This is a genomic window from Streptomyces sp. UG1 (assembly GCF_049974585.1).
Classification (GTDB): domain Bacteria; phylum Actinomycetota; class Actinomycetes; order Streptomycetales; family Streptomycetaceae; genus Streptomyces.
Genome location: NZ_JBNGGG010000002.1, coordinates 193,061 through 219,396, shown reverse-complemented (window position 1 = coordinate 219,396; position 26,336 = coordinate 193,061). Strand labels below are relative to the sequence as shown.

Genomic DNA, 26,336 nt, shown 5'->3' with positions numbered 1-26,336 from the left:
TATGGGGACGACGGGGGAAGGAGAGGACATGGGGACGCAACGGACGGGTACCGCGAACGCGCCCGGCGGCAGCCCGACGCTGACCGCGGAGATCCGGCGCGTCCTGGCCCGTGTCGACGCCCACGCGGCGCGCGCGTCCGAACCGGGCACGGCAGCGCGGCCCGAGGACGGCTCCCGCGATCGTGACGCGGCCGTGGACCACGTACCGGACCCGGCGGCCCCCGCGGCCGCGCCCCTCGACGGGCTCGTCGCCTGCTTCGGTCTCACGGCCTTCGAGCGCGACCTCGTACTCCTCACCGCCGCCTACGAGCTGGACCCCACGACCGCCGCCCGTTGCGCCGCCGCGAGCGGTGACCCGGAGCGGGCGTACCCCACCTTCTCGCTCGCCCTTGCCGCCCTCGCCGAACCGCACTGGAGCGCCCTCACCCCCGTGGCCCCGCTGCGGCGCTGGCGCATGGTGGAGCTGGACGACGCCTCACGCCTGACGCTGTCCCGGCTGCGGCTCGACGAACGCATCCTGCACTTCCTGCTCGGCTCGCCCTACCTGGACGCCCGGCTGCACGGCCAGTTGCGCCGCACCCCGGTGCCTCAGGAACTGCCGCCGTCGTACGACCTGGCCGCGAGCCGCGTCGCCGCGAGCTGGACCACCGCCGCGCGCCCGGACGCGCCGCCGCTCGTCGAGGTGGTCGGCGGCGATCTGCCCAGCCGGGCCGAGATCGCCGCCGCGGCGGCCGCGCGGTCCGGGCTCGGGCTGTACGCGATGAGCGCCGAGGACATCCCCACCGACGCGGCGGAGCGCGACCTGCTCGCCCGGCTGTGGCAGCGCGAGGCGATCCTGCTGCCCGCCGCGCTGCTCGTGGAGGTCGGCGAACTCGACCGCGACCAGCGGGCGGCCACCGACGCGTTCCTGACCGGGGCCGCCGTCCCCGTCGTCGTCTCGAGCGGCGACCCGCGGCAGTCGGACCGGCCGCACGGCGAGCGGGTGACCGTGCCGCGCCTGGACGACGAGGAGCAACTCGGCCTGTGGGAGGGCGCGTTCCGGGACGTCGCCGACCTCGGGGAGGGCGAACTGCGGTCGCTGATCGCACAGTTTCAACTGCCGCCGCACGTCGTACGCTCCGCCGCTGCCGCCGTACGCCGTGATCTGCCCGGCGAGGACGAGCTCGACGCCGCCCAGCTCGCCTGGCGGGCCGGGCTGAACGAGGCCCGGATCGGGATGGACGAACTGGGCCGCCGGATCGAGCCCGAGGCCGGCTGGGACGATCTCGTCCTGCACGAGCGGCAGACGAGCGTGCTGCGCGAGATCGTCGCGCATGTGCGGCAGCGGGCCACGGTCCACCAGGAGTGGGGGTTCGCGGCGACGCTGCGCCGCGGCCTCGGCGTCACCGCCCTGTTCGCGGGCGGCTCCGGCACGGGCAAGACCCTGGCCGCCGAGGTCATGGCCAAGGAGCTGGGCCTGGACCTGTTCATCATCGATCTGTCGCAGGTGGTCAGCAAGTACATCGGCGAGACGGAGAAGAACCTGCGCAGGGTCTTCGACGCCGCCGAACGCGGCGGCGCGCTGCTGCTCTTCGACGAGGCCGACGCGCTGTTCGGCAAGCGCAGCGAGGTCAAGGACAGCCACGACCGGTACGCCAACCTCGAGGTCAGCTACCTGCTGATGCGGATGGAGGCCTACCGGGGCCTCGCCATCCTCACCACCAACATGAAGAAGGCCCTGGACACGGCCTTCATGCGCCGTATCCGCTTCGTCGTCGACTTCCCGTTCCCCGCCGAGCACGAGCGCGCGGAGATCTGGCGGCGGGTGCTGCCGCCGCAGGCCCCGGTCAAGGACATCGATCCGCAGCTCCTCGCCCGGCTGACCGTCGCGGGCGGCTCGATCCGCAACATCGCCCTGTCCGGCGCATTCCTCGCCGCCGAGGAGAACGACCGACTGCAGATGCGGCACATGCTCGCCGCGGCCCGCACCGAATACGCCAAGCTGGAACGCCCCTTGACGCCGACGGAGGTCCGCGGATGGGTGTGAACGGGCCTCGTCGTCAGAGCGCGGCCGGCCGTCCCGAACCGCGCGAGATCCGCGTCGACATCGGCGAGCTGGTCCTGGACGGCTTCGGTCCGTCCGTGGACCCCCGGCGCGTATCGGCGTCGTTCGAGCGGGAGTTGACCCGCCTCGTACGGGAGCACGGGGTGCCGCTGGCCGCGGACGGCGCCGCCGTGTCCGTGGACGAGCTGTCGGGGCTGCCCCCGATGCCCGCCGGGCTGTCCGCGCGCCGCCTCGGCCAGGAGCTGGCCCGCGCGGTGCACGCGGGGCTCTCGGGCCATGGGGAGGTGACGCGATGACCACCTCCGCTCAGGACTCCCAGGCGGCCGAGCAGGCCGCCGCCGAGCGCCGCCGCAAGCGCAAGGAGCGCGCGGCGAAGAACCGCGCGCCCGAGCCGAAGAACATCGTCAGCGGGGCAGGGCAGCCGCTGGACGCCGGTGTGCGCCGGGAGCTGGAGGAACAGCTCGGCCACGACCTGGGCTCCGTACGACTGCACACCGACCGCGACGCGGCCGCGCTCACCGGCATGCTGGGCGCGGACGCGGTGGCGGTGGGCCAGGACATCTTCTTCGGCGAGGGCCAGTACCAGCCGGGCACCGGGCAGGGCCGCGCCCTGCTCGCGCACGAGCTGCTGCACACGATCCAACAGCCCTTCGCCAGCGGCACGTTGACGGCGGGCCGCGACCTGGGCCAGGTCAGCGCGCCGCACCAGGCGGCCGAGCGCGCCGCCGAGGACAGCGCCCAGGCCGTGGCGCGCGGCGAGCAGGCACCCGAGATCGCCCCGGAGGCCGACACCCCGGCGTGGATGCGCTACACCACCGTCAACGCCGACCGCAACCGGCTCGAGCACCTCGACCCCGCCACGCTGGTCGACCGCCTCGCCAACACGGTCGTCCGCTCGCTCCGTACCGACCCGACGGACAGCACGCAGCGCGTCCGCGCCGCCCTGGCCCCGCTCTCGGAGGAGATTCAGGAACGCGTACTGGATCGCCTGGAGCACCGGCTGCTCACCTCCGAGCACGACTTCGTGGTGGACCTGGTCACGGAGATCGACGAGGACGGCCGGGCGGAGAGCGAGGCCACCGCCCGCCAGCGCGGCCTGCTCGCTCCGGAGGTCGAGGAGGACACGGCCGAGGACGTACACGCGGAGCGGGAGAAGGAGCAGGAGGCCGCCCGGGAGGAGCAGCGGCGCAGCGAGCGGACGGGGCCCGCTCCCGGCCCGGAGAAGCAGTCCGTGGACGGGGCCGGGGCGGGGGACACCGCTCCCGCCGCGGGCAGTACGCCGGAGAACGCGGCCGGCACCGTCCCGCAGGGCGGCACTCCGGGCGCGGACGCCGGGAAGGCGGAGGACGAGAAGGAGTCCGACCCGCGGACGGGTGGGGACGCGTCCAGCCCCAAGGGGGACGGCGAGCAGCCCACTTCGCCCGCCGCGCAGTCGGAGCAGCAGGAGGCCGGGGCCGGCGGGACGGCCGGTGCGCAGGCGCAGGAGGCCGGGAAGCAGGGCGAGAAGTCCGGCGCGGAGAAGAACGGGCAGCAAGGACAGCAGCAGGGGCAGCAGAAGGACGAGGGGAAGCAGGGCGCCGGTAAGGACGGTGACCGCGCCGGGGCGAAGCAGGCCGAGGAGAAGGCCAAGCAGGACGCCGGCCAGGAGGAGGCGGCGGGCCCGCGCGCCGAGGACGAGGCCGCCGCCAAGGCCCGCGAGAACGCCGCCGCGGCCGAGGCGGCCGAGCGGGACGAGCCGGGCCGCGACGAGGGCATCCCCACGCAGGCCGGCAAGGGCGAGGGGTTCCCGGGCCGTGGCAGCACGCTGGACGGGGCCCGCGCCCAGGACCAGGAGGGCGAGGAGGAGCGGGAGGAGTCCGTCGGCCAGGGCGGCGACTCCGAGGTGGAGGTCGGCGGCGGGGAGGAGAGCGCCTGGGACATCAAACTCAGGCCGGAGGACTTCCTTCCCGAGCAGGACCTCGACGTGTCGAGCGTTCCGACCTCCGACCAGATCGACGAGTCCGCCGGGAACTCCGCCCCGCCCACCCCCACCTTCCCCGCCCCGCCGCCGACCAGGGCCGACAAGGTGCGGGCGCAGCGTGAGCAGGAGGACGAGGAGGACGCCGAGCGCGAGGCGGCGGCGGAGAAGGACGACCCGGGCACCGAGGACTCCCCGCCCGTGCCGGGCGCCGAGGAGGAGGCGGCGGAGCAGTCGCGCCGTACGGAGAGCGAGCTCGACCCCGAGGAGAAGAACGAGCCGAAGCCCGCACCGGGCATCGCCTCCAAGGACCCCAAGCTGGGCGACGACCCCAAGGCCGGCCCGGTTGCGGCCGAGGCCAACGTCCAGGAGGCCAAGGACCGTTCGAAGGAGACGGGCGGCGACACGGCCGAGCAGGCCGCCAAGGAGGAGAAGGGCACGCCCGCCGCGGGCGGCCCCGGCGACAAGTCCTCGGGCGGCGGCGAGAAGGGCTCCGCGCAGGCGCGCTCCGACACCTCGGCCACCGCGTCCCCCTCGGACCCGGCCAAGAAGGGGGCCGAGGGGGAGAAGCCGACTTCCGACGAGGGCGCCACGGGAGCGACGAAGGCCGAGGAGTCGCCCGGCCCCCAGGAGTCGAAGGGACCCAAGGAGCAGGGCGGGAGCGGCATTTCGGGTGGCTCCGCGTCCGGCGGCGGGACGACCGACTCCGAGAGTTCGGCCGACACCGGCGCGACACCGTCGTTGTCCGGGTCGACGTCCAGTCAGCCTTCGGGCGGGGACAACTCCTCACCCGACACCGCAAGTTCAAGCTCGCCTGCGGAGCCCCGCTCCTCTGCCCGTACGGAGAAGTCGAGTCCGAGGGCCCAGGAACCGCGTACGGAGAAGCCGAAGGAGCGGGCTCCACAACCGGAGAGCAGGGCGGAGACCAAGGCCGAATCCGGAGGCGGGGTCGAATCCGGCCCCCGCCCCGCTCCCGCACCAGCGCGTGGCGGGGGCGGTGGCGGTGCGGCCACGAAGGGCGGCTCCAAGGGTGGGGGCGGGGGCAAGGGCTCCGCCGCCAAGGGGAAGAAGGCGGCCAAGGCGGCGCCGGACCTCTCCGGTGTCTCCCCCGAGGAGGGCCTTTCCGCCGCGTCGAACCTCAAGCCGCACCAGGCCGTCGAGGCGATGGACAGCGTCGGCGGCGCCGTGGACAAGGACGTCGGCAAGGAACACAAGCAACTGGCGGCCAAGCCGCCCGCCATGGACCGCCCCTCCGGCGCGCCGAGGACCCTGCACGGCAAGCCCGACGCCGAGGAAGCGGCGCAGTACAACCAGGACAAGGCCAAGCGGGCCGAGGACGCCAAGGACGAGAAGGCCGAGGTCAAGGGCGAGAAGAAGCCGGAAGGCAAGATCGAAGCCGAGGAGATGGAGGAGCCGGACTTCTTCGACCAGGTCGGGATGATGGTCGGCTATGCCATCGGTGGGATCGGCGACTGGCTCGGCTTCGATGTGACGGCGGAGGACCTGGCCGCGCAGTTCGCCGGGATGCCCACCAAGGACGAGGCCATGAAGGAGGCGCAGAACGGCACCGCGCCGGGCGTCGACATGAAGGGCCAGGCCGACGACAAGGCCACGGAGCAGGGCGGCAACACCGACGACAAGAGCCAGGAGGCCGCCGAGACCGGCGCCGACGACGCCGGTCGCAGGATGGGCGAGGACCAGGTCTATCCGGACGCGCCGAAGGAACGCCTCGAGGGGAAGGTGCCGGCCGAGCAGGGCGGCAAGGCGCGCGTCGGCGGTGGCGGTGCGGGCACCGGCGCCGTACCGCCCGAGGCGGCCTCGGAAGTGGCCGAGCACGAGCGCAAGCCGCAGTTCAAGAAGGCGCTCAGCGACGGCCGCCAGGACATGGGCAAGGGCCGGGAGAAGAAGAACCAGGACACCCGCACCTCCCAGGAGAAGCACAAGCGCCAGGTCGACAAGGAAGTTCAGTCCAACACCAAGGAACAGACGGGCAAGCGCGAGGGCGTCCTGACGGACGTGGACAAGCAGCGCTCCGACTGGACCAAGGAGCAGGACGAAGAGCTGAAGAAGCTCGGCACGAAGAAGTCCGACCGCGAGAAGAAGATCCGCGACGACGTCAAGAAGGAAGAGGAGGAAACCGACAAGGACGTCGGCAAGCAGAAGGAGACCAGCGACAAGGAGGTCAAGGACAAGGGCGACAAGGCCGAGGAAGACGCGGAGAAGAAGAAACAGGAGAACGTCGACGACTCCAAGGGGTGGCTGTCCAAGACGCTCGAATGGATCAAAGAGAAGTTCATCGAGCTGCGGGACCGGGTCGTTCAGATCATCAAGGACGCCCGTGAAGCGATCGTCGAGGCGCTGAAGAACTTCAAGGAGACGGTCGAGGGCTGGATCAACGCGGCCCGCGAGGGCATCGTCGAGATGATCAAGAAGTTCATCGAGGACCTGATCGAGTTCGTCGTGTCCTTGGTGGAAGCGATCATCGAAATCGGCCGCCGCATACGCAAGTTCATCACGGACCTGATCAACGCGGCGATCGCCTTCGTCAACAAGCTCGCCACGATGCTGAAGCAGATCATGAAGGATCTGCTGGAGTCCATCGCGAAGCTTCTCAGCGACATCCTGAACGTCCTGAAGAAGATGCTCCTCGACGTCCTGAAGGCCTGCAAGGACGCCCTCAAGGCGGTCCTCGACTTCGCGACGAAGTTCATCGCCGCCTTCGGCGAGTTCATGATGATCCTGGTCGACATCCTGTCCGATCCCGGCGGCTGGCTGAGCGGCGCGAAGAACTCCGCGTACGACGGTGCGAAGAACCACCTCTTCAACGAGGTCAAGAGCGCCGTGAAGCAGTGGTTCAACGACAAGGTCAAGGAGATCACCGGCCTGACCGAAGCCGTCTGGAACAAGCTCATGAAGGGCGGCTGGACCCTAGAGAAGATCGCCAAGGAGGTGTGGGACGCGATCGTCCCCCAACTCCCCTTCATCATCGGCGAGATCGTCATCACAAAGGTCCTGGCGAAGCTGATCCCCGGCGCCGGCTGGGGCGCGGCCATCCTGGAGGCCATCCAGGCGGCGATCGGCTCACTGGGCGAGATCCTCAAGGCCATCGGCGCGGTCATCACGTGGCTGAAGTCGGTACGCCAGGGCGGCGCGGGCGTCCTGTTCGCGAAGGCGATAGCGGCGGGCATCGTGGTCCTGCTCGAAATGGCCTACGAGCTGATCCTGAGCGGCATCGGCAAGTACGTGTCGAAGGTGGGCCAGCGGTTGAAGGGCGTGGCCGCGAACCTGGGCAAGGACAAGGCCGGCGGCACGGACAAGGGCAAGGACGGCCAGGGCGGGGATGACAAGGGCGGCGACGAGGGCGCGCCGACGTCGACACCCCCCAAGCCACAGACGTCCACGACGCCACCGAGCAAGGGCACGGACCCGAAGAAGCCCTCCCAGGACAAGACCCCGAACACCCCGACCAAGCCCAAGGACCAGGCCACTCCCACCAAGCCGAAGGACCAGACTCCTCCCGCCAAGCCCAAGGACAAGGACACGCAGCCCTCGTCCCCCAAGCCCACGACGCCCAAGGGGCCCACAAACAAGAACGACAAGACCGAGGACAAGAAAAACACCCCGAGCAACAACTCGACCAAGCCGACGCCTCCCACGTCCAAGGACAAGAACGGCAACCCGAAGAACGAGGACAAGGACAACAAGAAGGACACCCAGCCAACGCCGTCGCCGAAGCCCACCACGCCCAAACCCAACAAGACGGAGGGCCCGGACAACACCAAGAAGGACAACACGAAGGAGAACGAGGACAAGGGGCAGGACCCCAACAACAAGCGCTCCGACCCCGACTCCAAAAAGGACGACTCCGACCCCGACGGCAGCGGCAAGAAGGACACTGACGGGTCCGGCACGAAAGACAAGGCCGATCCGGACCGCAAGGACGGTCCCGGGAAGAAGGACTCGGACGGGTCCGGCAAGAAGGACACAGACGGCAAGGGCAAGAGCGACGGCCCGGCACGCCCCCGCCCCGGCAAGGACGGCCCTGGCAGGCCCAAGTCCAAGGAGGAGAAGGACAAGACGAAGAAGGAAGAGGAGGATTCCAAGGACGACCGGCTGCCGGCGATCGTGGCAAGGATCCGGCCTCAATTGCGCCGGAAGATGCGTCAAGGCATACCCCGCTCGACTTACTTCGCTCTCTTGAAGTCGTATCAGCTCCGCTATCGGCTCACAGGACTCAAGCCTGTCGGCGGAGACCCCTTCACCCTCATGGCATCCCTGAAATACTCGCTCCCGGTGGTCGATGGCGACTATTCGGAGCCGCGGTCCCAGCCGCATGTCTACCTCCAACCCCCCGGTGCACCGGAAAGGGGGCTGCCGAAGCCGGAAATGCCCACGTGGACCAGCGCCAGGGCAAGCAAGATCGAGGCTCAATACCTGAGCTTCAAACGCAAACCGAAGGGGCGTGCGCCCGGCGACGCGATGCCGCCCGGTTGGGCCTACCTCACCGATCCCGCCAACAGCCATCTCTGGGGAGAGAGCGGAGCATGGGTGAGGGCCCACCTCCTCCCGGACCGACTGGGCGGATGGAACTCCGAGAACAACCTCGTGCCGGCTCGCCGTGGCGTGAACAAGGACCTGGAGAAAGGCCTGGAGGAGCCAGCTTACGACGACAGCAAGAATGATCCCATCTGGTACGAATCCAAGGTGGTCTTCGGAAACACCGGAGTCATCAGGTCGGGGCCCGACGTGCCGATCAAGCACATCCCGACCCAGATAACTTCCACATACGGCATGCATGAGAAGAAGCACGGTAAATCCGGTGACGACCGTGCTCACTGGAATCGACTGGGTTTCAAAAAATCCATCACGCTTGACATTGAGCCACCACAGCAGGACGAGGGGAAAAAGCTCTATATCAATACCTACGGGGCAACGCAGATCATGAATTGGCTCCACGTCACGGAGAATATGGCAGAACGCATCAAGAAGCGACGCGACCAACTCTCCGGAAAGAAGTTCACCGACGTGTACGACTTCGAGTCGGAGATGCGCAAGCTGCGGTGGAATCGAAATTCGCTACCCCAACTTCAACAGGCGATCAACCGCCTGAGAGCGCTGCAGCGCAGCGGCGAGGTCGACTGGACCAAGCTCCACAGAGAAATATGAGGATCCCATGCATCCCTACGAGAGTCGCTTGCTCCACGCCATCGACGAGATTCGCGAATCACCATTCTGTGACGTCATGTACGAGGAAATCGGCCCCGGCGGCACCGGGCGGAACCCTGCGGGCATCTTTGAACTCATGGCTCGAGACGGGTTTCCGCTCACCGAAAAGATCAAGGAGGCCTACTTTCCCTACCGCTTCATGTCGGTGCATTGGAATTCCACTGATCCCGAGCTGCCGCTGGTCGGCGACTTCAAGGTGATGAACATCAGCGCCAGCAGCGAGGAGGGACTCCGCAACTTGGACGACCATGCCTGGTACGAAAGTGATAAGGCGCTCCTGTCGGAACTCTCGATCCTCGACGACGCGTCCCGGGGGGGCAGCGGGCAATTGACCACGATGCGGTTCCTGCCAGGCGTATCGAGCCCGGAGATCTGGTACCTCGACAGGTTCCACACCTTCGTCAAGCTCGACATGGATTACCGCGACTACCTGGACAACCTCATCATCACGAAGGGAGTCATCGGCTGGCAGTATCTGTTCGCCGATGTCTCGCTCGGCGCCGACGAGTTCGGCAACACTCTGGATGATCTCAGGACCATGCTGCGCGTCTTCCCGGAAGAGTTCCCGAACCACGACTACGCGCCTCTGCTGGAACGCCTGGAGGCCCGCCTGTGACCCGCTACGCCGACATCCCCAAACCCATCCGCTCCGGAATAGTCCTGGTCGACCCCGAGCTCGGCACGCCCCAGCGCATCATCGTGCTCCAGTTCAATCCGGACACCTTGGAGCGGAGCCTGTCGCCGCAGACCGCCGGGAGTGGGGGAGACAGTAGCGGCGGAGGTACCGGGAGCGGCGACCGAAATGAAGCTCTGCGTCTCAAGGGGCCGGCCCAGGAGACCTGGAAGTTCACCGCCGAGATCGACGCCACCGACCAGTTCGAGATCGCCGCACCCGACGGGATCCACCCCCAGCTCGCCGTGCTCGAAATGCTCGTGCAGCCGACGTCCTCCCAACTGCGAGAAGCCAGCCGGCAGTCGCAGAAGGGGACCATCGAGATCTCTCCGATCGAGATGCCGCTCACCCTGTTCACCTGGGGGAGCAAGCGGGTCATGCCCGTGCGGCTCACCGAGCTGTCCATCAACGAGTCCGCGTTCGATGTGAATCTCAACCCGATCAGGGCGTCGCTCAGCATCGGCCTCAAGGTGCTCACCGTGAGCGATCTGCCGCTGGGGCACCCGGGTGCCGAGCTGTACTACGCGCATCTCGCGCAGAAGGAACGCCTCGCCGGCGCCGCGCGCACCGCGGGAATCGGGTCGCTGGGGCTCGGCTCCGGCGGCATCGGGGTGGGAAGGGGCTGAGGAGCGAACGCCATGGCTGAGATCGAACCGTACGAGAACGCGCTGGACGCGATACCGGGGGCCCATCCGTACCCCCGAACCAGTCGCTACCACGACGCCGAGATAGGTGTGCACCGGCTTCCGGACGGGACAGAGGTCCGGTACGCCAAGCGGCGGTTGCTGCCTCCGATCGAGGAGGCGGCGGACGACACGCAGACGCACACCGTCCGCACCGGTGAGCGCCCCGACCTGCTCGGGCAGCGCTACTTCGGCGACCCCGGCCAGTGGTGGCAGATCGCCGACGTCAACCCGGTCCTCGACCCACAGGAGCTGACCGACGAGCCGGGGCGGGAGATCGAGGTCCCGCTCGCCGGGCACTTCCCGCAGGGAGTCCGGCGTGGCTGAACTGCCCGTGGGGCGCGGCCCTGTTCACATCACCCTGCACATGGGGCCGAAGCTGGCCAAGCCCGTGCCCGCTGAGGTCGCCGAGGCGCTGCTCTCCGCCCAGATCACCGCCACCGCAGGCGAACGCAGCGGCTTCCAGCTCGCCTTCGACCTCACCAAGAACGGGCTCATCAGCCGCACCCTCCTGCCCGAGGGCTTCTTCGACCCGAAGACCCGGCTCATCGTGACCGTCACCGTCCGCGGCACCCCCGAGGTGCTCTTCGACGGACTCGTCGTACGCCAGGAGGTCGGGGCCAGCAACCAGCCGGGGCACTCCACACTCACCGTCACCGGCGAGGACCTGAGCCTGCTCATGGACCTGGAGGAGCGCACCGACCGCTACCCCAACCTCCCGCCCTCCCAGCGCGTCCTGGCCATCCTGCGCCGCTACTCCGACTACGGCATCCGGCCCGACGTCTACACCGAGAAGGTGAGCCAGCCGCCGCACCAGGACCTCCGCGTCCACTACCAGACGAGCACCGATCTGCAGTACGTCAACGACCTCGCCCGCGCGAACGGCTACACGTTCTACCTGGAGCCAGGCCCCAACCCGGGCCAGTCCTCCGCTCGCTGGGGACCCGAAGTGCGCCTCGGCATCCGTCAGCACGCCCTCAACGTCAACATGGACGCCAACTCCACCGTCGACCAGCTCACCTTCGCCTACGACGGGACGGCCCGCGAGGAGCCGCAGGCCCGTTGGCAGGACCCCGGCACCCGGCAGTCCACCCTCCTGCCCCAGCCGCCGATCAGTCCGCTGCGCCCACCGCTCGGCAAGCGCCCCACCCCGGCCCTCAAGCGCAGGACCCTCTCCGGCACCGCCAAGCACCAGCGCGAGCAGGCCGAGGCCGAACTCCTCGCGCGTGCCGCCGTGTCCGCGGACGTCGTCTCCGGGTCCGGCTCGCTCGACGTGAACCGGCACGGCTACCTCCTGCAGCCGCGGCAACTGGTCGGCGTGCGTGGCTCGGGCCGTACGTACGACGGCGACTACTACGTCAAGTCCGTCACGCACGTCCTGCGGCCGGGGTCCTTCCAGCAGAACTTCACGCTCTCGCGAGAGGGGCTCGAAGCGCGCAGCGCCCACGTCAGGCCCTGATCCACCCCGAACCGACCATCACGACCAGGAGCACCCCACCATGGCGGCACCCAGCAATCGCTACCTCGGCAAATTCCGCGGCCGAGTCGTGGACAACGACGATCCGCTGCACATCGGCCGGATCACCGTCGAGGTACCCGACGTCCTGGGGGATGAGCCGTCGACCTGGGCGCTGCCCTGTCTGCCGTTCACCGGGCCGCAGGCGGGCCAGTTCGTGGTGCCGGCGCCCGGGGCCGGTGTGTGGGTCGAGTTCGAGCAGGGCGATCCCAGCTTCCCGGTGTGGACGGGCTGCTGGTACGGGGAAGAGGGCGAGCTGCCGCCCGACGCCCGCCGCCTCGTGCAGCCCGCGTCGCAGGCCAAGCCCGTCGTGGTGCAGACACCCGAGGCGCACAAGATCGTGATGAGCGACCCGGCAGGCGCCGATCAGGGGATTCTGCTGCAGGCCCAGGGCGGGGCGTACATCCGCATCACCAAGGAAACCGTCGTGATCTCCAACGGCCTCGGCGCGGAGGTCATCCTGCGCGGAAACCAAGTGGACATCAACGAGGGTCAGTTGACCATCGCCTCCAAGCGATAGGAACGGGGGAAGGAAGAACGTGTCCGGGACATCCGGGAGTCTGCTCGACGCCGACGCCGTGATCGGCTGCCCGCACGGCGGCCGCGTCACCGCCGCCACCTCACCGTCCGGCGGCGTGAGCATCACGGGCGCCGCCGTCGCCACAGCCGCCCACAGCTACGTCGTCACCGGCTGCCCGCACACCGTCGACGGCGTGCCCTCGCCGTGCCTGACGGTCCGCTGGACCGCCGACGGCACCGGCGTCACCGTCGACGGCGCGCCGGTGCTGCTCGACACCTCCGCGGCCGAGTGCTTCTCCGCGGCCTTCGTGCCGCAGGGCCCGCCCGTCGTCCAGGCCGCGCAGCGAAAGGTCACTGTCCGATGAGCCGCCACACCAGCCGACGTCCGCGCAGCGACATCGCGTTCCCCTTCCGCGCCGACCGCCGGGGGCGCACCGCGCACGCCACCCGTGGCGAGCACGTCCACGACCTCATCGAGCAACTGCTGTTCACCAGCCCCGGCGAACGCGTGATGCGGCCCGACTTCGGCTGCGGCCTCCTCGACCTGGTCTTCGCGCCCACCAGCCCGGAACTCGTCAGCACCCTCGAACTCTCAGTCCAGGCCTCGCTCCAGCGCTGGCTCGGCGACCTCATCGACGTGGAGGCCCTCGACGTGGTCAGCGAGGACAACGTCGTCCGTGTGCATCTGTCGTACGTCGTGCGCGCCGACGGCGCCCGCCGCGACGACGTCTTCGAAGGGAGGGCCGCGGCATGACCGGCACGACCGCCACCTCCCGCCGGGCCAAGGTCCGCGCCGCGCAGCTGGGCGGTGTCGACTCCGTCGAGGTCAGCGACGACGGACTGCTGCTCACCGTCAGCTTCCTCGGCAAGGCCCCGCACGGCCTCGGCCCCGAGAACGTCCGCATCGACGGCGGCCGGCGCATCACCGGCATCACCGCCGTGGACGTCAGCGTGGAGCGCGAGGAGGACCCCGAACTCGACGACCGGCTCTACGTCACCCTCGACCGGGCCGGCGACACCTCCCGCTACCGGCTCTCCCTGGTCGAGACCGACCCGTACGGCCGCCCCGGCACCGAGCCCTACCGCGGCTTCGACCAGCGCTACCACAGCGCCACCTTCGTCTTCCGGCCCGACTGCCCGACTCCCTTCGACTGCAAGGAAGACGAGCAGGCAGCCACGGACTTCCCGGCCGCGCCCGTCATCGACTACACCGCGCGCGACTACGACACCATCCGCAAGCTGCTCCTCGACCGGCTCGCGCTCACCACGCCCGACTGGGTCGAGCGCAACCCCGCCGACCTCGGCATGACCCTCGTCGAACTGCTCGCGTACACCGGCGACCAGATCAGCTACCAGCAGGACGCGGTGGCCACCGAGGCCTACCTCGACACGGCGCGGCGCCGCGTCTCCGTACGGCGGCACGTCCGGCTCATCGACTACGCGATGCACGACGGCTGTACGGCGCGCGCCTACGTCGCCGTCGAGACCGCGGGCGACCACACGCTCGCCCCGGGCACCTACCGCTTCGCCTCCGTCGACGTGCGCACCCTCGACCCGCACGACCGCCCCGAGCCCGGCACGGTCATCGACGAGACCGACCTCGGCGACCTCGACGAGCGCGGGTCGGTGGAGGTCTTCGAGCCCGTCGTGACCGCCGACCCGCTCCAGTTGCGGGTCGCGCACAACGCGATCCGGCTGTGGACGTGGGGCGGCGAGGTCTGCACGCTGCCCAAGGGCGCCACCTCCGCCACCCTGCGCGACGCGTGGACCGACCCGGAGACCTGCCGGGACCGCCGACTCGACCTGCGCCCCGGTGACCTGCTCGTCCTGGAGGAGGTCAAGGGCCCGCGCACCGGCACCCCCGGCGACGCCGACCCCGGCCACCGGCAGGCTGTCCGCCTGACCTCCGTCACCCCGGCCGTGGACCGCATCGAGGACCAGCCGGTCCTGGAGATCACCTGGGCCGCCGAGGACGCCCTGCGCTTCCCGCTCTGCCTCACCACGCGCGGCGGGCGCGACTGCCTGCCCGTCGAGGACGTGACCCTCGCTCGCGGCAACGTCGTCCTCGTCGACCACGGCCGTACCCTGCACGGGCTGCCCGAGACGTTCACCGCCCCGCAGGTGCCCGCCGAGATCGCCCCCTGCGACCCGCCCGCCTTCGGCTGCTACGACCATGAGGAGGGCAACGCACCCGCCCGGCTCATCAACTCCCTGACGGACAAGGCGGAGTCGGGCGAGGTGCTGACATCCGACGACGTCCGCGAGCTGTTCCAGATCGTCGGCGAGGGCGCGACCGTGAGAGCCGGAATCGGTCTCGAGCGCGCCGGCCAGCGGCATGAGCGCGTCGTGCCCGGCACCGCGTACGCCCAGGCCGCCGCCCTGCGCACGCTGCTCGCCCAGTCCGTCTACCCGGGCGTCCAGCCCCGCTTCCGTCCGGTCCTGGGCCGTGCACCCGTGGTGCAGGCGGTGCCGTTCCCGGACCTCGGCACCGTCGCCGCCGGGCAGGCCGAGCGGATCGGCGCGATTCCGGGGCGGGTGCGGCAGCGGCTGGTCGAGCTGTGGCGCAGCGCCCGCGACCGGGACGGCCTCGCCGAGGAGGAGATCTCCGAACTCACGGTGATCTACGGCCTGCGGATCCTGGAGCGCATCGAGCTGCGCCGCCACCCCGTCCGCGCCCTGCGTGAACTCCTGCACCGCAGCGACGAGTTGCTCGACGCCAAGCTGCGCCGGATCGAGGTGCTGACGGCACGCGCCCGCGCGGGCACCGTGCTGGACGGGCACATCGCCTGGGAGATCGCCCAGAGCTGGGGGCCGGCGTACGCGGCCGGCCTGCACCCTGAGGAGCTGGTGCTGCGCGGCTCCGCGACCGCCGCGCTCGACCAGGACCCGCGCCGCGCCCTGCCCGCCGTACGCCTCCACAACGGGGAGGACGAGGTCTGGGCGCCGCGCCGCGACCTGCTCGACAGCGGGCCCCGCGACCGCCACTTCGTCGGCGAACTGGAGGACGACGGCCGGCTCGCCCTGCGCTTCGGCGACGGACGGCACGGCGCCCGGCCGACCCCGGGATCGCGGCTCGCCGCGCACTTCCGCCTCGGCGGCGGAACGGCCGGCAACGTCGGCGCGGAGGCCATCAACCACCTCGTCGTCCAGTCCGACTGCGAGCAGCCGCCCGCCGCCGTGGTCCGCAACCCGCTGCCCGCCGTCGGCGGCACGGAACCCGAACCCGTCGAGCAGGTACGCCAGTTGGCCCCCCTCGACCTGCGCCGCACCCGGCTGCGCGCGGTCACCGCCGAGGACTACGCGGCCCTTGCCGGCGCCCTGCCCGGCGTCCAGCGGGCGGCGGCGGACCTGCGCTGGACCGGCAGCGTCCAGGAGGCGCAGATCGCGGTCGACGCGTACGGCACCGGCGCCCCGTCCGCCGAGCTGCTGGCGTCGGTCGCGCAGGCCCTGGAGCCGTACCGGCGCATCGGGCACGACCTCGTGGTCGGTGCCGCGCGGCTGGTGCCGCTGGACATCGCGCTGACTGTGTGCGCCGCGCCCGGCCACCAGCACGGGCAGATCCTGGCCGAGCTGTACCGCGTGCTCGGCAGCGGTGTGCGGGGCTTCTTCCACCCGGACGCGCTGACCTTCGGCGAACCGGTGCGGCTCAGCCGCCTGGTCGCCGTCGCGGCGGCCGTGCCCGGCGTGGAGAGCGTCCAAGTCACCCGGCTGCAGCGGCTGTTCGAGCCGGACCGAGGAGAGAGGGAGGACGGCGTGCTGCGGCTCGGCCCGCTGGAGATCGCCACCTGCGACAACGACCCGGACCGGCCGGAGAACGGCCGGCTGGCGATATCCCTGGGAGGTGCCCGATGACCGAGCTGACCGAGGGCACGATCACCGACGACTGCGGCTGCGGCGGCGCCTGCCGCGGCAGCCACGACGAGCGCCTATCCCCGGCCCCGGTGCACAACCCGCCCGGCCGCACGGCGCTGGACTACCGCGTCGGCGAGTACGGCTCCTTCCGGGCGGCCCTGCTCGACCGGCTCGCCTCACCGGCGTACCCGGCCCTCCAGGGCCTGACCGTGCGCACCCCGGACGACCCGGCGATCGGCCTCCTCGACGCCACCGCCGTCCTCGGCGACCTGCTCACCTTCCACTCCGAGCGCATCGCCGACGAGGCCTACATCCGCACGGCCAACGAGCACCGCTCCCTGGTCCTGCTCGGCCGCCTCGTCGGCCACCGCCCGCGCCCCGGAGTCGCCGCCGCCACGCATCTGGCGTACACCCTGGAACGCGACCCGCGCGCCGAGGCGCTGCCCGTGCTCATCCCGCGCGGCGCCCGCAGCCACAGCGTGCCCGCCTCCGCCGACGAGCAGTCCCTGACCTTCGAGACCGGCCGTGACCTGACGGCGCGCTGGGACTGGAACGAGCTGAAGGTGCGCCGCCGGCGCCCCTCCCTCGTCACGCCCGAGGATCTTCAGCGTCGCTCGGAGATCTTCGTCGAGGGCACGGCGAACTCCCTCAGAACCGGCGACCAGTTGCTCTTCGTCTTCGGTGAACAGGCGGGCGGCGAGCGCAAGTTGGTGACCGTCGCGAAGACCCGCGTCGACCGGGACGACCAGATCACCGCCATCTCCCTGCCGGAGTCGGCCCCGCCGACCCTCAAGGAGCTGGTCGACGAGGTACGGCGCTGGACCGCCGCCCCCGCGGCACCAGGTGAGCCGGGCGACGAGCCGCCCACGCCCGAGGTGCCCAACCCGCGTCCGGTCAGCCGGCTGATCGAGGACTTCGAGGACCAGGTCCTGGAGCCGCTCCGGGACGACCTGGACGGCATCAACACCCCCGAGCGTCTGGCGGCCCGCCTGGCCGAACCCGTCGCGCGGCTCGGTGAGGCGCAGGTGCTGGCGGAGCCGTATCCGGAGGTGGCGGCCTGGTTCGAGCAGCTGGAGGCCGTGCTCGCCGAACTCGCCGAGCGGGCCCTGGGGCTGGCGCCCGCCCAGCCCGACGAGAGCGAGCCGGTGCGGGCCGCGACGAAGAGCGCGGTGGATCCGCGTGCCGCCGCCCTGCGGACCCTGGGCGCCGTCCTGCCGGCCCTGCGCGGAGCGAGCCCCGCCCCGCAGGGCGGCGCCGGCTCCCCGTGCCCGGGCAGCGACACCGCCCGCCTGCTCTCCGCCCTGAACCCCGGCCTCGGCACCCTCTACCCGGCGTGGCGCACGGCCGCCGCCCCCGGCACCCCGCAGTTGCTGCGCGAACTGCTCGCCCTGCGGGTCACCGCCGCCCCCTTCGGCGCCACGGCCCCGCTCAAGCCGGTCCAGGACGACCGCGGCCGGGTCATCCGCACCGCCGACTGGCCGCTCACGGGCGCCGTGCTGGCGAGCATGCGCGTCGTGTACGACACCTCGGGGCGCTCTCCGGTCCGGGCCGAGTTCCAGTACGTCGAGGGCAGCAACTCCGACCAGCGCGCCGAGAACCTGAACGGCGCCCAGCCGGTGACCTTCCCGCTCGGCACGGGCCAGGTCGAGCTGTCGGTGCGCTCCAGCCAGGACCGCGACCTGAGCTGGCTCAACCGCCGCCCCACCGACTCCCAGGAGCCCGGCGTCACGGCCCGGTTCCGCTCGGGCCTGCCCGAGCGCACCCTGTTCGTGTCCCGGCCGGACGACGAAGGCCTGGTCCACGTCGGCATCCACAACGGCACGTCCGAGCAGGTCACCCTGCGGCCGAACGCGAGCGAGCAGTTCACCCACGGCGAGTACGAGGTCACCCTCAAGTACACGGTCGGCACCACCGAGCCCAACGTCGAGGTGGTCATCGCCACCAAGCCCGAGCCCCTCAACCGCCGAGTCCTCCAGCTCGACACCGTCCACACCGGCATCACGGTCGGAAGCTGGGTCGCCATCCAGCGCCCCGCCAAGGGCGCCCAGGGCGGCATCCCCGGCGACGACAAGCTCGCGTACGTCACCACCCAGGTCGTCGCGGCGCGTACGGCGGCGTACACCAACTACGGCATCACGGGACGCGGCACCGAACTCACCCTGGCCGACCCGTGGCTGGACGAGTTCGACGTCCTGCTCTCGCACATCCGCGACACCACCGTGCACGCGGCCGGCGAACCGCTGCGCCTGGCCGACGAACCGCTCGGCGAGGACGTCCACGGCAACGAGATCGAACTCGCCGAGCTGTACGACGGGTTGCGGCCGGGACGCACCCTCATGGTGAGCGGCGAGCGCAGCGACATCCCGGGGACGGCGGGCGTCGAGGCCACCGAGGTCGTCACGATCGCCGCCGCGGACCCGGCCGTCGACCCCCAACTCCCCGGTGACCACGTCCACACCAGGCTCATCCTGACCGCCGACCTCGCCCACCGCTACCGGCGCGAGACGGTCAGGATCCTCGGCAACGTCGTCGAGGCCACCCATGGCGAGAGCCGCGAGGAGGCCATCGGCAGCGGTGACTCCGACCGCGTGAACCAGATGTTCGCGCTGTGGCAGTCCCCGCTCACCTGGCTCGCCGACGACAACCCCCTCGGCGCCACGCCGGTGCTTCAGATCCGGGTCGACGGCGTCCTGTGGCACGAGGTCGACAGCCTCGCCGGACGCGGCCCCGGCGAGCGGGTCTACATCACCGGCTCCACCGCCGACGGCCGTACGACGGTGACCTTCGGCGACGGCGTCAACGGCGCCCGGCTGCCCTCCGGCCACGAGAACATCCGCGCCCGCTACCGCTTCGGCACCGGCAAGGCCGCCAACGTCGCCGCCGACCGCATCACCCAGCCGCTCACCCGGCCGCTCGGCGTCACCCAGGTGACCAACCCGCGGCCGGCCAAGGGCGGCGCGGACGCGGACGGCCCCGGCCTGACCCGCCGTACGATCCCGCTCGCCGTCTCGGCACTGGACCGGTTGGTCTCCGAGTCCGACTACGAGGACTTCGCCCGGTCCCGAGCCGGCATCGGCCGGGCCGCCGCGCGGGAACTCTTCGACGGGCGCCGGCGCGTACTGCACGTGACGGTCGCGGGCACCGACGACGTGCCGATCGACGGCGACTCGGACACGCTGCGCGCCTTGCGGGGCGCCCTGACCGAGTACGGGGACATGAACCTCCCCGTCCGGGTGGACGTGCGCGAGCTGGTCCTGCTGCTGATCGCCGCCAAGGTGAAGGTCGCCCCCGACCACGCCTGGGAGATCGTGGAGCCGCGCCTGCGCGCGGCCCTGTACCGCCGACTCGGCTACGAGGGACGGGAGCTGGGCCGCCCCGCCCGGCTCTCGGACGTCCTGGCCGCCGCCCACACCGTGCCCGGCGTCGACTACGTGGACGTCGACGTCTTCACCGGCGTCCCCGCGTCCGCCACACCCGAGGAGCTGACCGGGATCCTCACCGACCCCGGCCCGCCGAAACCGTCGGTCCCGGCGCACCCGGCGACCTACGACGAGAAGATCCACACGGTCCGCGCCGCGAACGGCCAGACCCTGTCGGAGATCTGCGCCGAGTACGGCGTCCCGCTCGCCGAACTCCTGCGCCTGAACCCCGACATCACCGACACCCGGCGCCTGGCGAAGGGCCGTTCGGTGTACGTCTTCCGCGGTATCCGCCCGGCCCAGCTCGCGCTGCTGTCGCCCAAGGCCGCGGACACCCTGATTCTGACGGAGGTCAAGTAATGTCCCCGGACGTTGAGTTCGACACGGCGGCCCCGGTGACGACATCCAGGGAACCCGACGGCCTCGCCGCGCTGCTGCCCCGCTGGCACCTGCTGCGCGACGCCGAGGAGGGCGAGCCGCTGCGCGCGCTGCTCGCGGTGATCGCCGAGCAGCTCGACCGGGTCCGCGACGGCGTCCAGCAGGGCTACGAGGACCTGTTCGTGGAGACCGCGGCGCCCTGGGTGCTGCCGTACCTGGGCGACCTGGTCGGCTATCGCACCCTGCCCGGCTACGAGCGCGTCCTGACGACCGGCCTGCACGAGGGTGGCCGCGCCGCGCTCGCCGAGGCCGTCGCCCCGCGCCGCGAGGTGGCCGCCACCGTCGCCAACCGCCGCCGCAAGGGCACCCTCCATCTCCTGGAGGAACTCTCCGAGCAGGTCGCCGGCTGGCCCGCCCGCGCCGTCGAGCTGTCCCGGCAGGTCTCCCACACCCAGCCGGTGAAGCTGGGCGCGGGTCACCGCACCGAGCGCGGCCGGCTCGTCGACCTGCGCGACAACTCCGCCCTCGACCTCGCGGGCGGACCCTTCGGCGCTACGGCGCGGACGGTGGACGTCCGCCGGGCCGAATCCCGGCACCGGCAAGGCGGTTGGACCCCTGCCGGGGTGGCCCTCTTCGTCTGGCGGCTGAAGGCGCACTCGCTCACCCGGTCCCCGGCGTACTGCATCGACCGCGCCCGCAACCTCTACACCTTCTCGATCCTGGGCAACGACACCCCGCTGGTCACCAAGCCGTTCCCGGAGCCGTCGCCCACGCACATCGCGACCATCGACAACGTCCCGGCGTTCATCACCCGCCGCCGGCTCCACGACCGGCTCACCGACTACTACGGTCCGGGCAAGAGCCTCGTCATCCGGCGCGACGGCGAGGACCAGCCGGTACCGCCGTCCGACATCGTGGTCGCCGACCTGTCCGACTGGCGCTACCGGCCGAAGCGCGGTCAGGTGGCCGTCGACCCGGAGCTGGGCCGGATCGCGTTCGGGTCGCGGTCGGCGCCCCGGCAGGGTGTGTGGGTGGACTACCACCACGCGTTCGGCGCCGACATGGGCGGCGGCGAGTACGACCGCCCCGACCGCGAGGCGCGTCCCGAGGCCGAGGTGTACCGGGTGGGGCCCGGGCAGCCGTACCGTCAGATCATGGACGCCTACCGGGCCTGGCAGCACGACCGCCGCGCCGAGCGGACCGGCCCGTCCGGCATCATCGAGATCACGCACAGCGGCGCCTACCAGGAGCAGCTCGACTTCGACCTCGACCCCGGCGACCGCCTCGAAGTGCGGGCCGCCGAGGGCACCCGGCCGGTCATCCGCCTGCTCGACTGGTACAGCAACCGCCCCGACGCCCTCAACATCCGCGCGGTGTCCGAGGACTGCGCCCCGCACGAGCGCCCCCGCGTCGTCCTCGACGGCCTGCTGGTCGCCGGGCGCGGCATCAACGTCACCGGCGCCATGGGCGCGGTCGTCGTCCGGCACTCCACGCTCGTGCCGGGCTGGTCGCTGGAGCCCGAGTGCGACCCGCACTCGCCCGAGGAGCCCAGCATCGTCCTGGAGCGCACCACCGCGTGCCTCCAGATCGAGCACAGCATCCTCGGCACCATCGAGGTCATCGGCGACGAGGTGAGCGAGGACCCCCTCGACATCCACCTCCGCGACAGCATCCTGGACGCCACCGGCCCCGGCCGCGAGGCCCTGTCCGCGCCGGACTGCCGGCACGCCCACGCGGTGCTGCACCTGCACCGCACCACGGTCATCGGCGAGATCTTCACCCACGCCGTGGAGATCGCCGAGAACTCCGTCCTCACCGGCAGGCTGCACGTGGCCCGGCGCGGCATCGGCTGCCTCAGGTACTCGTACGTGCCGCCCGGCTCGCGCACCCCGCGCCGCCGCCGCTGCCGGCCCGACCTCGCCGGTCCCGAACAGGCCGGTCGGGTACGGCCGTTGTTCACCTCCGAGCGGTACGGCACGCCCTGGTACGGGCTGCTCGCCGACCGGTGCCCCGAGGAGATCCGGCGCGGCTCGGACGACGGGGCCGAGATGGGCGCCTTCCACGATCTGTACCGGCCGCAGCGCGAGGACGGCCTCAGGGCACGGCTCGCGGAGTACACCCCGGCGGGCACCGATGCCGGGATCTTCTTCGTCACGTGAGCGCCGCCGCCGTAAGCCCTACCCGCACTTTCCTGAACCAGGGGGACCCCCTTCATGCACGCTGACCTCTCCCGCCTCACGTTCCGCCCCGAGCGGCGCTACTCGGCGGTCATCGCCCAGCAGGGACGCGTCCAGCTCGACGCCGACATCAACGAGCAGACCGCGATCCAGCTTCACCGGGCCCGCACCCTCGCCGCCGACCTGATCGGCCGGCACGGCGGACCGCGCGATGCCGCGGGCTTCAAGATCGACTACGTGGGCGGCAAGCACGACATCGACACGCTCCACATCCACGGCGGCCGCTACTACGTCGACGGCATCCTGTGCGACGCGACCCGCCCGGCGCCCGGCGTGCCGGTCCCGGACGAGGGCGCCGAGGACGCCGCGGAGCAGGACGCCGCCGCCCCGCCCGCGTACTGGACCTACTGGGACCAGCCCGACGGCTTCCGCGACCCGGAGAAGCCAGGCGACCGGCTGCCCTCGCCGGCCACGTCGCCGTTCGTCGTCTATCTGAGCGTGTGGGAGCGCGCCGTCTCCGCCGCCGAGGACCCGGCGCTGCGCGAGGTCGCGCTCGGCGCGGCGATGCCGGACACGGCCGCCCGGGTGAAGGTCGTCTGGCAGGTGCTGCCGCTGTCGCTGGCCGCCCTGGACATCGAGGAGGCCGACCCGTCCAAGGAGGTCGTGCGGGCCGCCTTCGACAAGTGGGCGCGGCAGCAGGCCGCGCCCACCGCACGCCTCGCCGCCCGCAGCGAGCGGCCCGACCACGCCGACGAGGACCCCTGCCTGGTCAAGCCGGACGCCCGCTACCGGGGCCAGGAGAACCAGCTCTACCGCGTCGAGGTGCACGCCGGCGGCGAGGCGAAGGACGCCACCTTCAAGTGGTCCCGGGAGAACGGCTCGGTGGTGTTCCCCGTCGATGAACTGGACGGCACCTGGGTGCAGTTGGCGTCCCTCGGACACGACGACAAGCTGGACCTCGACGTCGGCGACCACGTCGAGTTCGTCGACACCGCGTACGCCTCCCGCCTCGAGCCCCTGCCCCTGCTGCGCGTCGAGGAGCTGGACCTGCCGGGCCGCCGCGTCCGCCTCAGCGCCGAGCCCGACCCGGCCGTCGGACGGCTGCCCCACCTCAACCCGTTCCTGCGCCGCTGGGACCACCACGAGGGGCCCAGGCGCAAGGGCCGTACGACCGCTCTCAAGGGCGGCGCCGTGCCCGTCACGGAGGGGGAGTGGCTGCCGCTGGAGGACGGCGTCGAGGTGTACTTCGCCAAGGGCGCCGCCTACCGCACCGGCGACCACTGGATCGTCCCCGCCCGCACCGCCACCGGCGGCGTCGAGTGGCCCACGGACGCGGCCCGGCGCCCGCTGCTCCAGGGCCCCTCCGGCATCGTCCGCGGCTTCGCCCCGCTGGCCCTGGTCAAGGGCGAGGGCGGCACGGTCGATCTGCGCCTCGCCTTCCCCCCGCTGGCCAGCAGCATCCCGGCCGCGGACGAGGCGGCGCTGGCGGCGGAGGAACAGGCGCGCCGCGAGGAGCGGTTGGCGGAGGACCCGTCGGGCGGGAGGTCGCAGACGACGGCGGAAGCGGAGGCAGCGGCGGAAGGAGACGAGTAATGGCCAAGCCCCTGAGCGCGTCCAAGATGGTGGAGATCCTTCGTGCGGAGGGCCTGACGGTCCACGAGGTCCGCAGCTGGCGCACCCACAACCGCAACAGCAAGGGCCGCTGGGGCCCGGTGAACGGCGTGATGATCCACCACACCGTCACCAAGGGCACCGAGAGCTCGGTGAACATCTGCTACAACGGCTACTCCGGCCTGCCCGGCCCGCTCTGCCACGGCGTCATCGACAAGAAGGGCCACGTCCATCTCGTCGGCAACGGCCGCGCCAACCACGCCGGCCTCGGCGACAGCGACGTCCTGCGCGCCGTGATCAACGAGTCCAAGCTGCCGCACGACAACGAGGCCGACACCGACGGCAACGCGCGCTTCTACGGCTTCGAGTGCATCAACCTCGGCGACGGCAAGGACCCCTGGCCCGAGGCGCAGAAGGAGGCCATCGAGAAGGTCTCCGCCGCGATCTGCCGCCACCACGGCTGGAGCGAGCGCTCGGTGATCGGCCACAAGGAGTGGCAGCCGGGCAAGACGGACCCGCGCGGCTTCACCATGGACGGCATGCGCAGGCGCATCGCGCAGCGGCTCAAGGGCGGCGGGGGAGGCAAGCCCCAGCCGGACCCGAAGCCCGCGCCCAAGCCGAAGCTGGAGCCCTTCCCGGGCAGCGGCTTCTTCCACATCGGCCAGAAGTCCCCGATCATCACCGCGATGGGCCGCCGCCTGGTCGCCGAGGGATGCAGCCGCTACGAGGTGGGGCCGGGGCCCGAGTGGTCGGAGGCCGACCGCCGCTCCTACGCCGCCTGGCAGCACAAGCTCGGCTTCAAGGGCAAGGACGCGGACGGCATCCCCGGCAAGGTGAGCTGGGACAAGCTGAGGGTGCCCAACGTGTGACGGCATCGGGATGCGGCGTGGCGGCCCAGGTACCCCGCAGGGGTGTCCTGGGCCGCCTTCGCGCGCCGGGAGGGGTCTTGCTCCCCTGGCGGAAACACGTCACACTGGACACCGAACGAATGGTCGGTTGGGGAACGGGATTCGATGACGACTGCACACTCCGCCGAGGCGCCCCCCGAGGAGCCGCTCCAGCGGCACTTCGACGCGACGATCGCGCGCGACCAGCGGATCGAACCGCGGGACTGGATGCCGGAGGGCTACCGCAGGACGCTGATCCGGCAGATCGCGCAGCACGCCCACTCGGAGATCATCGGGATGCAGCCCGAGGGCGAGTGGATCATGCGCGCGCCTTCGCTGCGCCGCAAGGCGATCCTCTTCGCCAAGGTGCAGGACGAGGCCGGGCACGGGCTGTACCTGTACTCGGCGGCGGAGACCCTGGGCGCCGACCGCGCGGACCTGACCGAGCGGCTGATCGAGGGCCGCCAGAAGTACTCGTCGATCTTCAACTACCCGACCATGAGCTTCGCCGACGTCGGAGTGATCGGCTGGTTCGTGGACGGCGCCGCGATCTGCAACCAGGTGCCGCTGTGCCGCAGCTCCTACGGGCCGTACGCGCGCGCGATGGTGCGGATCTGCAAGGAGGAGTCCTTCCACCAGCGGCAGGGCTACGAGCTGCTGATGACGATGATGCGGGGCACCGACGCCCAGCGCGAGATGGTCCAGGACGCGGTGAACCGCTGGTGGTGGCCGTCGCTGATGATGTTCGGCCCGCCCGACGACGCCTCGCCCAACTCGGCGCAGTCGATGGCCTGGAAGATCAAGCGGCACAGCAACGACGAGCTGCGTCAGCGCTTCGTCGACATGACCGTCCCGCAGGCCGAGAAGCTCGGCGTCACCCTGCCCGACCCCGAGCTGCGCTGGAACGCCGAGCGCGGCCACCACGACTTCGGCACCCCCGACTGGGACGAGCTGATGCGGGTCATCAAGGGCGAAGGACCGTGCAACGCCCAGCGGATGGAGCGGCGCAGGAGCGCCCACGAGGACGGCGGATGGGTGCGCGAGGCCGCCACCGCCCACGCGGCCAAGCAGGCCGCCCGTGCCGGGAAGGGAGCGGCGGCATGAGCGCCGGGAAGCAGGACTGGCCGCTGTACGAGGTGTTCGTGCGCGGCAAGCGCGGGCTCAACCACGTCCACGTGGGCTCGCTGCACGCCGCCGACGACCGGATGGCGCTCACCCACGCGCGCGACCTGTACACGCGCCGCAATGAGGGCGTCAGCATCTGGGTGGTGCGCTCCGAGCACATCGCCGCCTCCACCCGCGACGAGAAGGACCCCTTCTTCGCGCCCAGCGCCGACAAGGTCTACCGCCACCCGACCTTCTACGACATCCCCGACGACGTCCCGCACATCTGA

17 protein-coding genes are annotated in these 26,336 nt (G+C 71.3%); all 17 read left to right on the top strand.

Going from position 1 to position 26,336, the window contains the following annotated elements; all coding sequences use genetic code 11:
* The first annotated feature begins 28 nt into the window (after window positions 1-28).
* On the top strand, window positions 29-2,026 hold the full coding sequence (locus tag ACP4J3_RS03255; RefSeq protein WP_426530132.1) for an ATP-binding protein: 1,998 nt from the start codon (window positions 29-31) through the stop codon (window positions 2,024-2,026).
* Window positions 2,017-2,340: a hypothetical protein gene (locus tag ACP4J3_RS03250; protein WP_426530130.1), complete on the top strand. Its 324-nt coding sequence runs from the start codon at window positions 2,017-2,019 to the stop codon at window positions 2,338-2,340. The genes ACP4J3_RS03255 and ACP4J3_RS03250 overlap by 10 nt, the downstream gene beginning before the upstream one ends.
* The gene (locus ACP4J3_RS03245) at window positions 2,337-9,167 is read left to right on the top strand and encodes an eCIS core domain-containing protein (RefSeq protein ID WP_426530128.1); all 6,831 of its coding nucleotides are present in this window, start codon (window positions 2,337-2,339) and stop codon (window positions 9,165-9,167) included. The genes ACP4J3_RS03250 and ACP4J3_RS03245 overlap by 4 nt, the downstream gene beginning before the upstream one ends.
* A gap of 7 nt (window positions 9,168-9,174) precedes the next feature.
* On the top strand, window positions 9,175-9,843 hold the full coding sequence (locus ACP4J3_RS03240) for a hypothetical protein (RefSeq protein ID WP_426530126.1): 669 nt from the start codon (window positions 9,175-9,177) through the stop codon (window positions 9,841-9,843).
* Window positions 9,840-10,526: a hypothetical protein gene (locus ACP4J3_RS03235; RefSeq protein WP_426530124.1), complete on the top strand. Its 687-nt coding sequence runs from the start codon at window positions 9,840-9,842 to the stop codon at window positions 10,524-10,526. Before ACP4J3_RS03240 ends, ACP4J3_RS03235 begins: the two co-directional genes overlap by 4 nt.
* A gap of 12 nt (window positions 10,527-10,538) precedes the next feature.
* Window positions 10,539-10,910, top strand: coding sequence for a hypothetical protein (locus ACP4J3_RS03230; protein WP_426530122.1), 372 nt, complete (start codon window positions 10,539-10,541; stop codon window positions 10,908-10,910).
* Window positions 10,903-12,042: a hypothetical protein gene (locus ACP4J3_RS03225; RefSeq protein ID WP_426530120.1), complete on the top strand. Its 1,140-nt coding sequence runs from the start codon at window positions 10,903-10,905 to the stop codon at window positions 12,040-12,042. Before ACP4J3_RS03230 ends, ACP4J3_RS03225 begins: the two co-directional genes overlap by 8 nt.
* A 40-nt stretch (window positions 12,043-12,082) precedes the next feature.
* Window positions 12,083-12,619: a phage baseplate assembly protein V gene (locus ACP4J3_RS03220; protein ID WP_426530118.1), complete on the top strand. Its 537-nt coding sequence runs from the start codon at window positions 12,083-12,085 to the stop codon at window positions 12,617-12,619.
* Between the two features lie 19 nt (window positions 12,620-12,638).
* On the top strand, window positions 12,639-12,983 hold the full coding sequence (locus ACP4J3_RS03215; protein ID WP_426530116.1) for a hypothetical protein: 345 nt from the start codon (window positions 12,639-12,641) through the stop codon (window positions 12,981-12,983).
* Window positions 12,980-13,372: a GPW/gp25 family protein gene (locus tag ACP4J3_RS03210; RefSeq protein WP_426530114.1), complete on the top strand. Its 393-nt coding sequence runs from the start codon at window positions 12,980-12,982 to the stop codon at window positions 13,370-13,372. The genes ACP4J3_RS03215 and ACP4J3_RS03210 overlap by 4 nt, the downstream gene beginning before the upstream one ends.
* Window positions 13,369-16,470 carry a putative baseplate assembly protein gene (locus ACP4J3_RS03205; RefSeq protein WP_426530112.1) on the top strand — a complete coding sequence of 1,034 codons (3,102 nt, stop codon included), beginning with the start codon at window positions 13,369-13,371 and terminating at the stop codon, window positions 16,468-16,470. The genes ACP4J3_RS03210 and ACP4J3_RS03205 overlap by 4 nt, the downstream gene beginning before the upstream one ends.
* The gene (locus ACP4J3_RS03200) at window positions 16,467-20,249 is read left to right on the top strand and encodes a putative baseplate assembly protein (protein WP_426530110.1); all 3,783 of its coding nucleotides are present in this window, start codon (window positions 16,467-16,469) and stop codon (window positions 20,247-20,249) included. Before ACP4J3_RS03205 ends, ACP4J3_RS03200 begins: the two co-directional genes overlap by 4 nt.
* A complete protein-coding gene (locus ACP4J3_RS03195; protein WP_426530108.1) occupies window positions 20,249-22,426 on the top strand; it encodes a hypothetical protein in 2,178 nt (725 codons plus the stop codon). The genes ACP4J3_RS03200 and ACP4J3_RS03195 overlap by 1 nt, the downstream gene beginning before the upstream one ends.
* Window positions 22,427-22,480: 54 nt before the next feature.
* Window positions 22,481-24,037, top strand: a complete 1,557-nt coding sequence (locus ACP4J3_RS03190; protein ID WP_426530106.1) for a DUF6519 domain-containing protein — start codon at window positions 22,481-22,483, stop codon at window positions 24,035-24,037.
* Window positions 24,037-24,924 (top strand): peptidoglycan-binding protein, encoded by an 888-nt coding sequence (locus tag ACP4J3_RS03185; protein ID WP_426530104.1) that lies wholly within the window; start codon window positions 24,037-24,039, stop codon window positions 24,922-24,924. The genes ACP4J3_RS03190 and ACP4J3_RS03185 overlap by 1 nt, the downstream gene beginning before the upstream one ends.
* A 144-nt stretch (window positions 24,925-25,068) precedes the next feature.
* Complete coding sequence (gene paaA / locus ACP4J3_RS03180; protein ID WP_426530102.1) at window positions 25,069-26,046, top strand: 1,2-phenylacetyl-CoA epoxidase subunit PaaA; 978 nt, start codon at window positions 25,069-25,071, stop codon at window positions 26,044-26,046.
* Window positions 26,043-26,336 carry a 1,2-phenylacetyl-CoA epoxidase subunit PaaB gene (gene paaB, locus ACP4J3_RS03175; RefSeq protein WP_194048659.1) on the top strand — a complete coding sequence of 98 codons (294 nt, stop codon included), beginning with the start codon at window positions 26,043-26,045 and terminating at the stop codon, window positions 26,334-26,336. Before paaA ends, paaB begins: the two co-directional genes overlap by 4 nt.

Excerpts from the sequence above, each read along its gene's own strand:
- ACP4J3_RS03195 (WP_426530108.1), top strand. The coding sequence starts at position 20,249 with ATGTCCCCGGACGTTGAGTTCGACACGGCGGCCCCGGTGACGACATCC.
- ACP4J3_RS03190 (WP_426530106.1), top strand. The coding sequence starts at position 22,481 with ATGCACGCTGACCTCTCCCGCCTCACGTTCCGCCCCGAGCGGCGCTAC.
- ACP4J3_RS03255 (WP_426530132.1), top strand. The coding sequence starts at position 29 with ATGGGGACGCAACGGACGGGTACCGCGAACGCGCCCGGCGGCAGCCCG.
- ACP4J3_RS03230 (WP_426530122.1), top strand. The coding sequence starts at position 10,539 with ATGGCTGAGATCGAACCGTACGAGAACGCGCTGGACGCGATACCGGGG.
- ACP4J3_RS03210 (WP_426530114.1), top strand. The coding sequence starts at position 12,980 with ATGAGCCGCCACACCAGCCGACGTCCGCGCAGCGACATCGCGTTCCCC.
- ACP4J3_RS03205 (WP_426530112.1), top strand. The coding sequence starts at position 13,369 with ATGACCGGCACGACCGCCACCTCCCGCCGGGCCAAGGTCCGCGCCGCG.
- ACP4J3_RS03240 (WP_426530126.1), top strand. The coding sequence starts at position 9,175 with ATGCATCCCTACGAGAGTCGCTTGCTCCACGCCATCGACGAGATTCGC.
- ACP4J3_RS03220 (WP_426530118.1), top strand. The coding sequence starts at position 12,083 with ATGGCGGCACCCAGCAATCGCTACCTCGGCAAATTCCGCGGCCGAGTC.
- ACP4J3_RS03250 (WP_426530130.1), top strand. The coding sequence starts at position 2,017 with ATGGGTGTGAACGGGCCTCGTCGTCAGAGCGCGGCCGGCCGTCCCGAA.
- ACP4J3_RS03200 (WP_426530110.1), top strand. The coding sequence starts at position 16,467 with ATGACCGAGCTGACCGAGGGCACGATCACCGACGACTGCGGCTGCGGC.
- ACP4J3_RS03185 (WP_426530104.1), top strand. The coding sequence starts at position 24,037 with ATGGCCAAGCCCCTGAGCGCGTCCAAGATGGTGGAGATCCTTCGTGCG.
- ACP4J3_RS03245 (WP_426530128.1), top strand. The coding sequence starts at position 2,337 with ATGACCACCTCCGCTCAGGACTCCCAGGCGGCCGAGCAGGCCGCCGCC.
- paaA (WP_426530102.1), top strand. The coding sequence starts at position 25,069 with ATGACGACTGCACACTCCGCCGAGGCGCCCCCCGAGGAGCCGCTCCAG.
- paaB (WP_194048659.1), top strand. The coding sequence starts at position 26,043 with ATGAGCGCCGGGAAGCAGGACTGGCCGCTGTACGAGGTGTTCGTGCGC.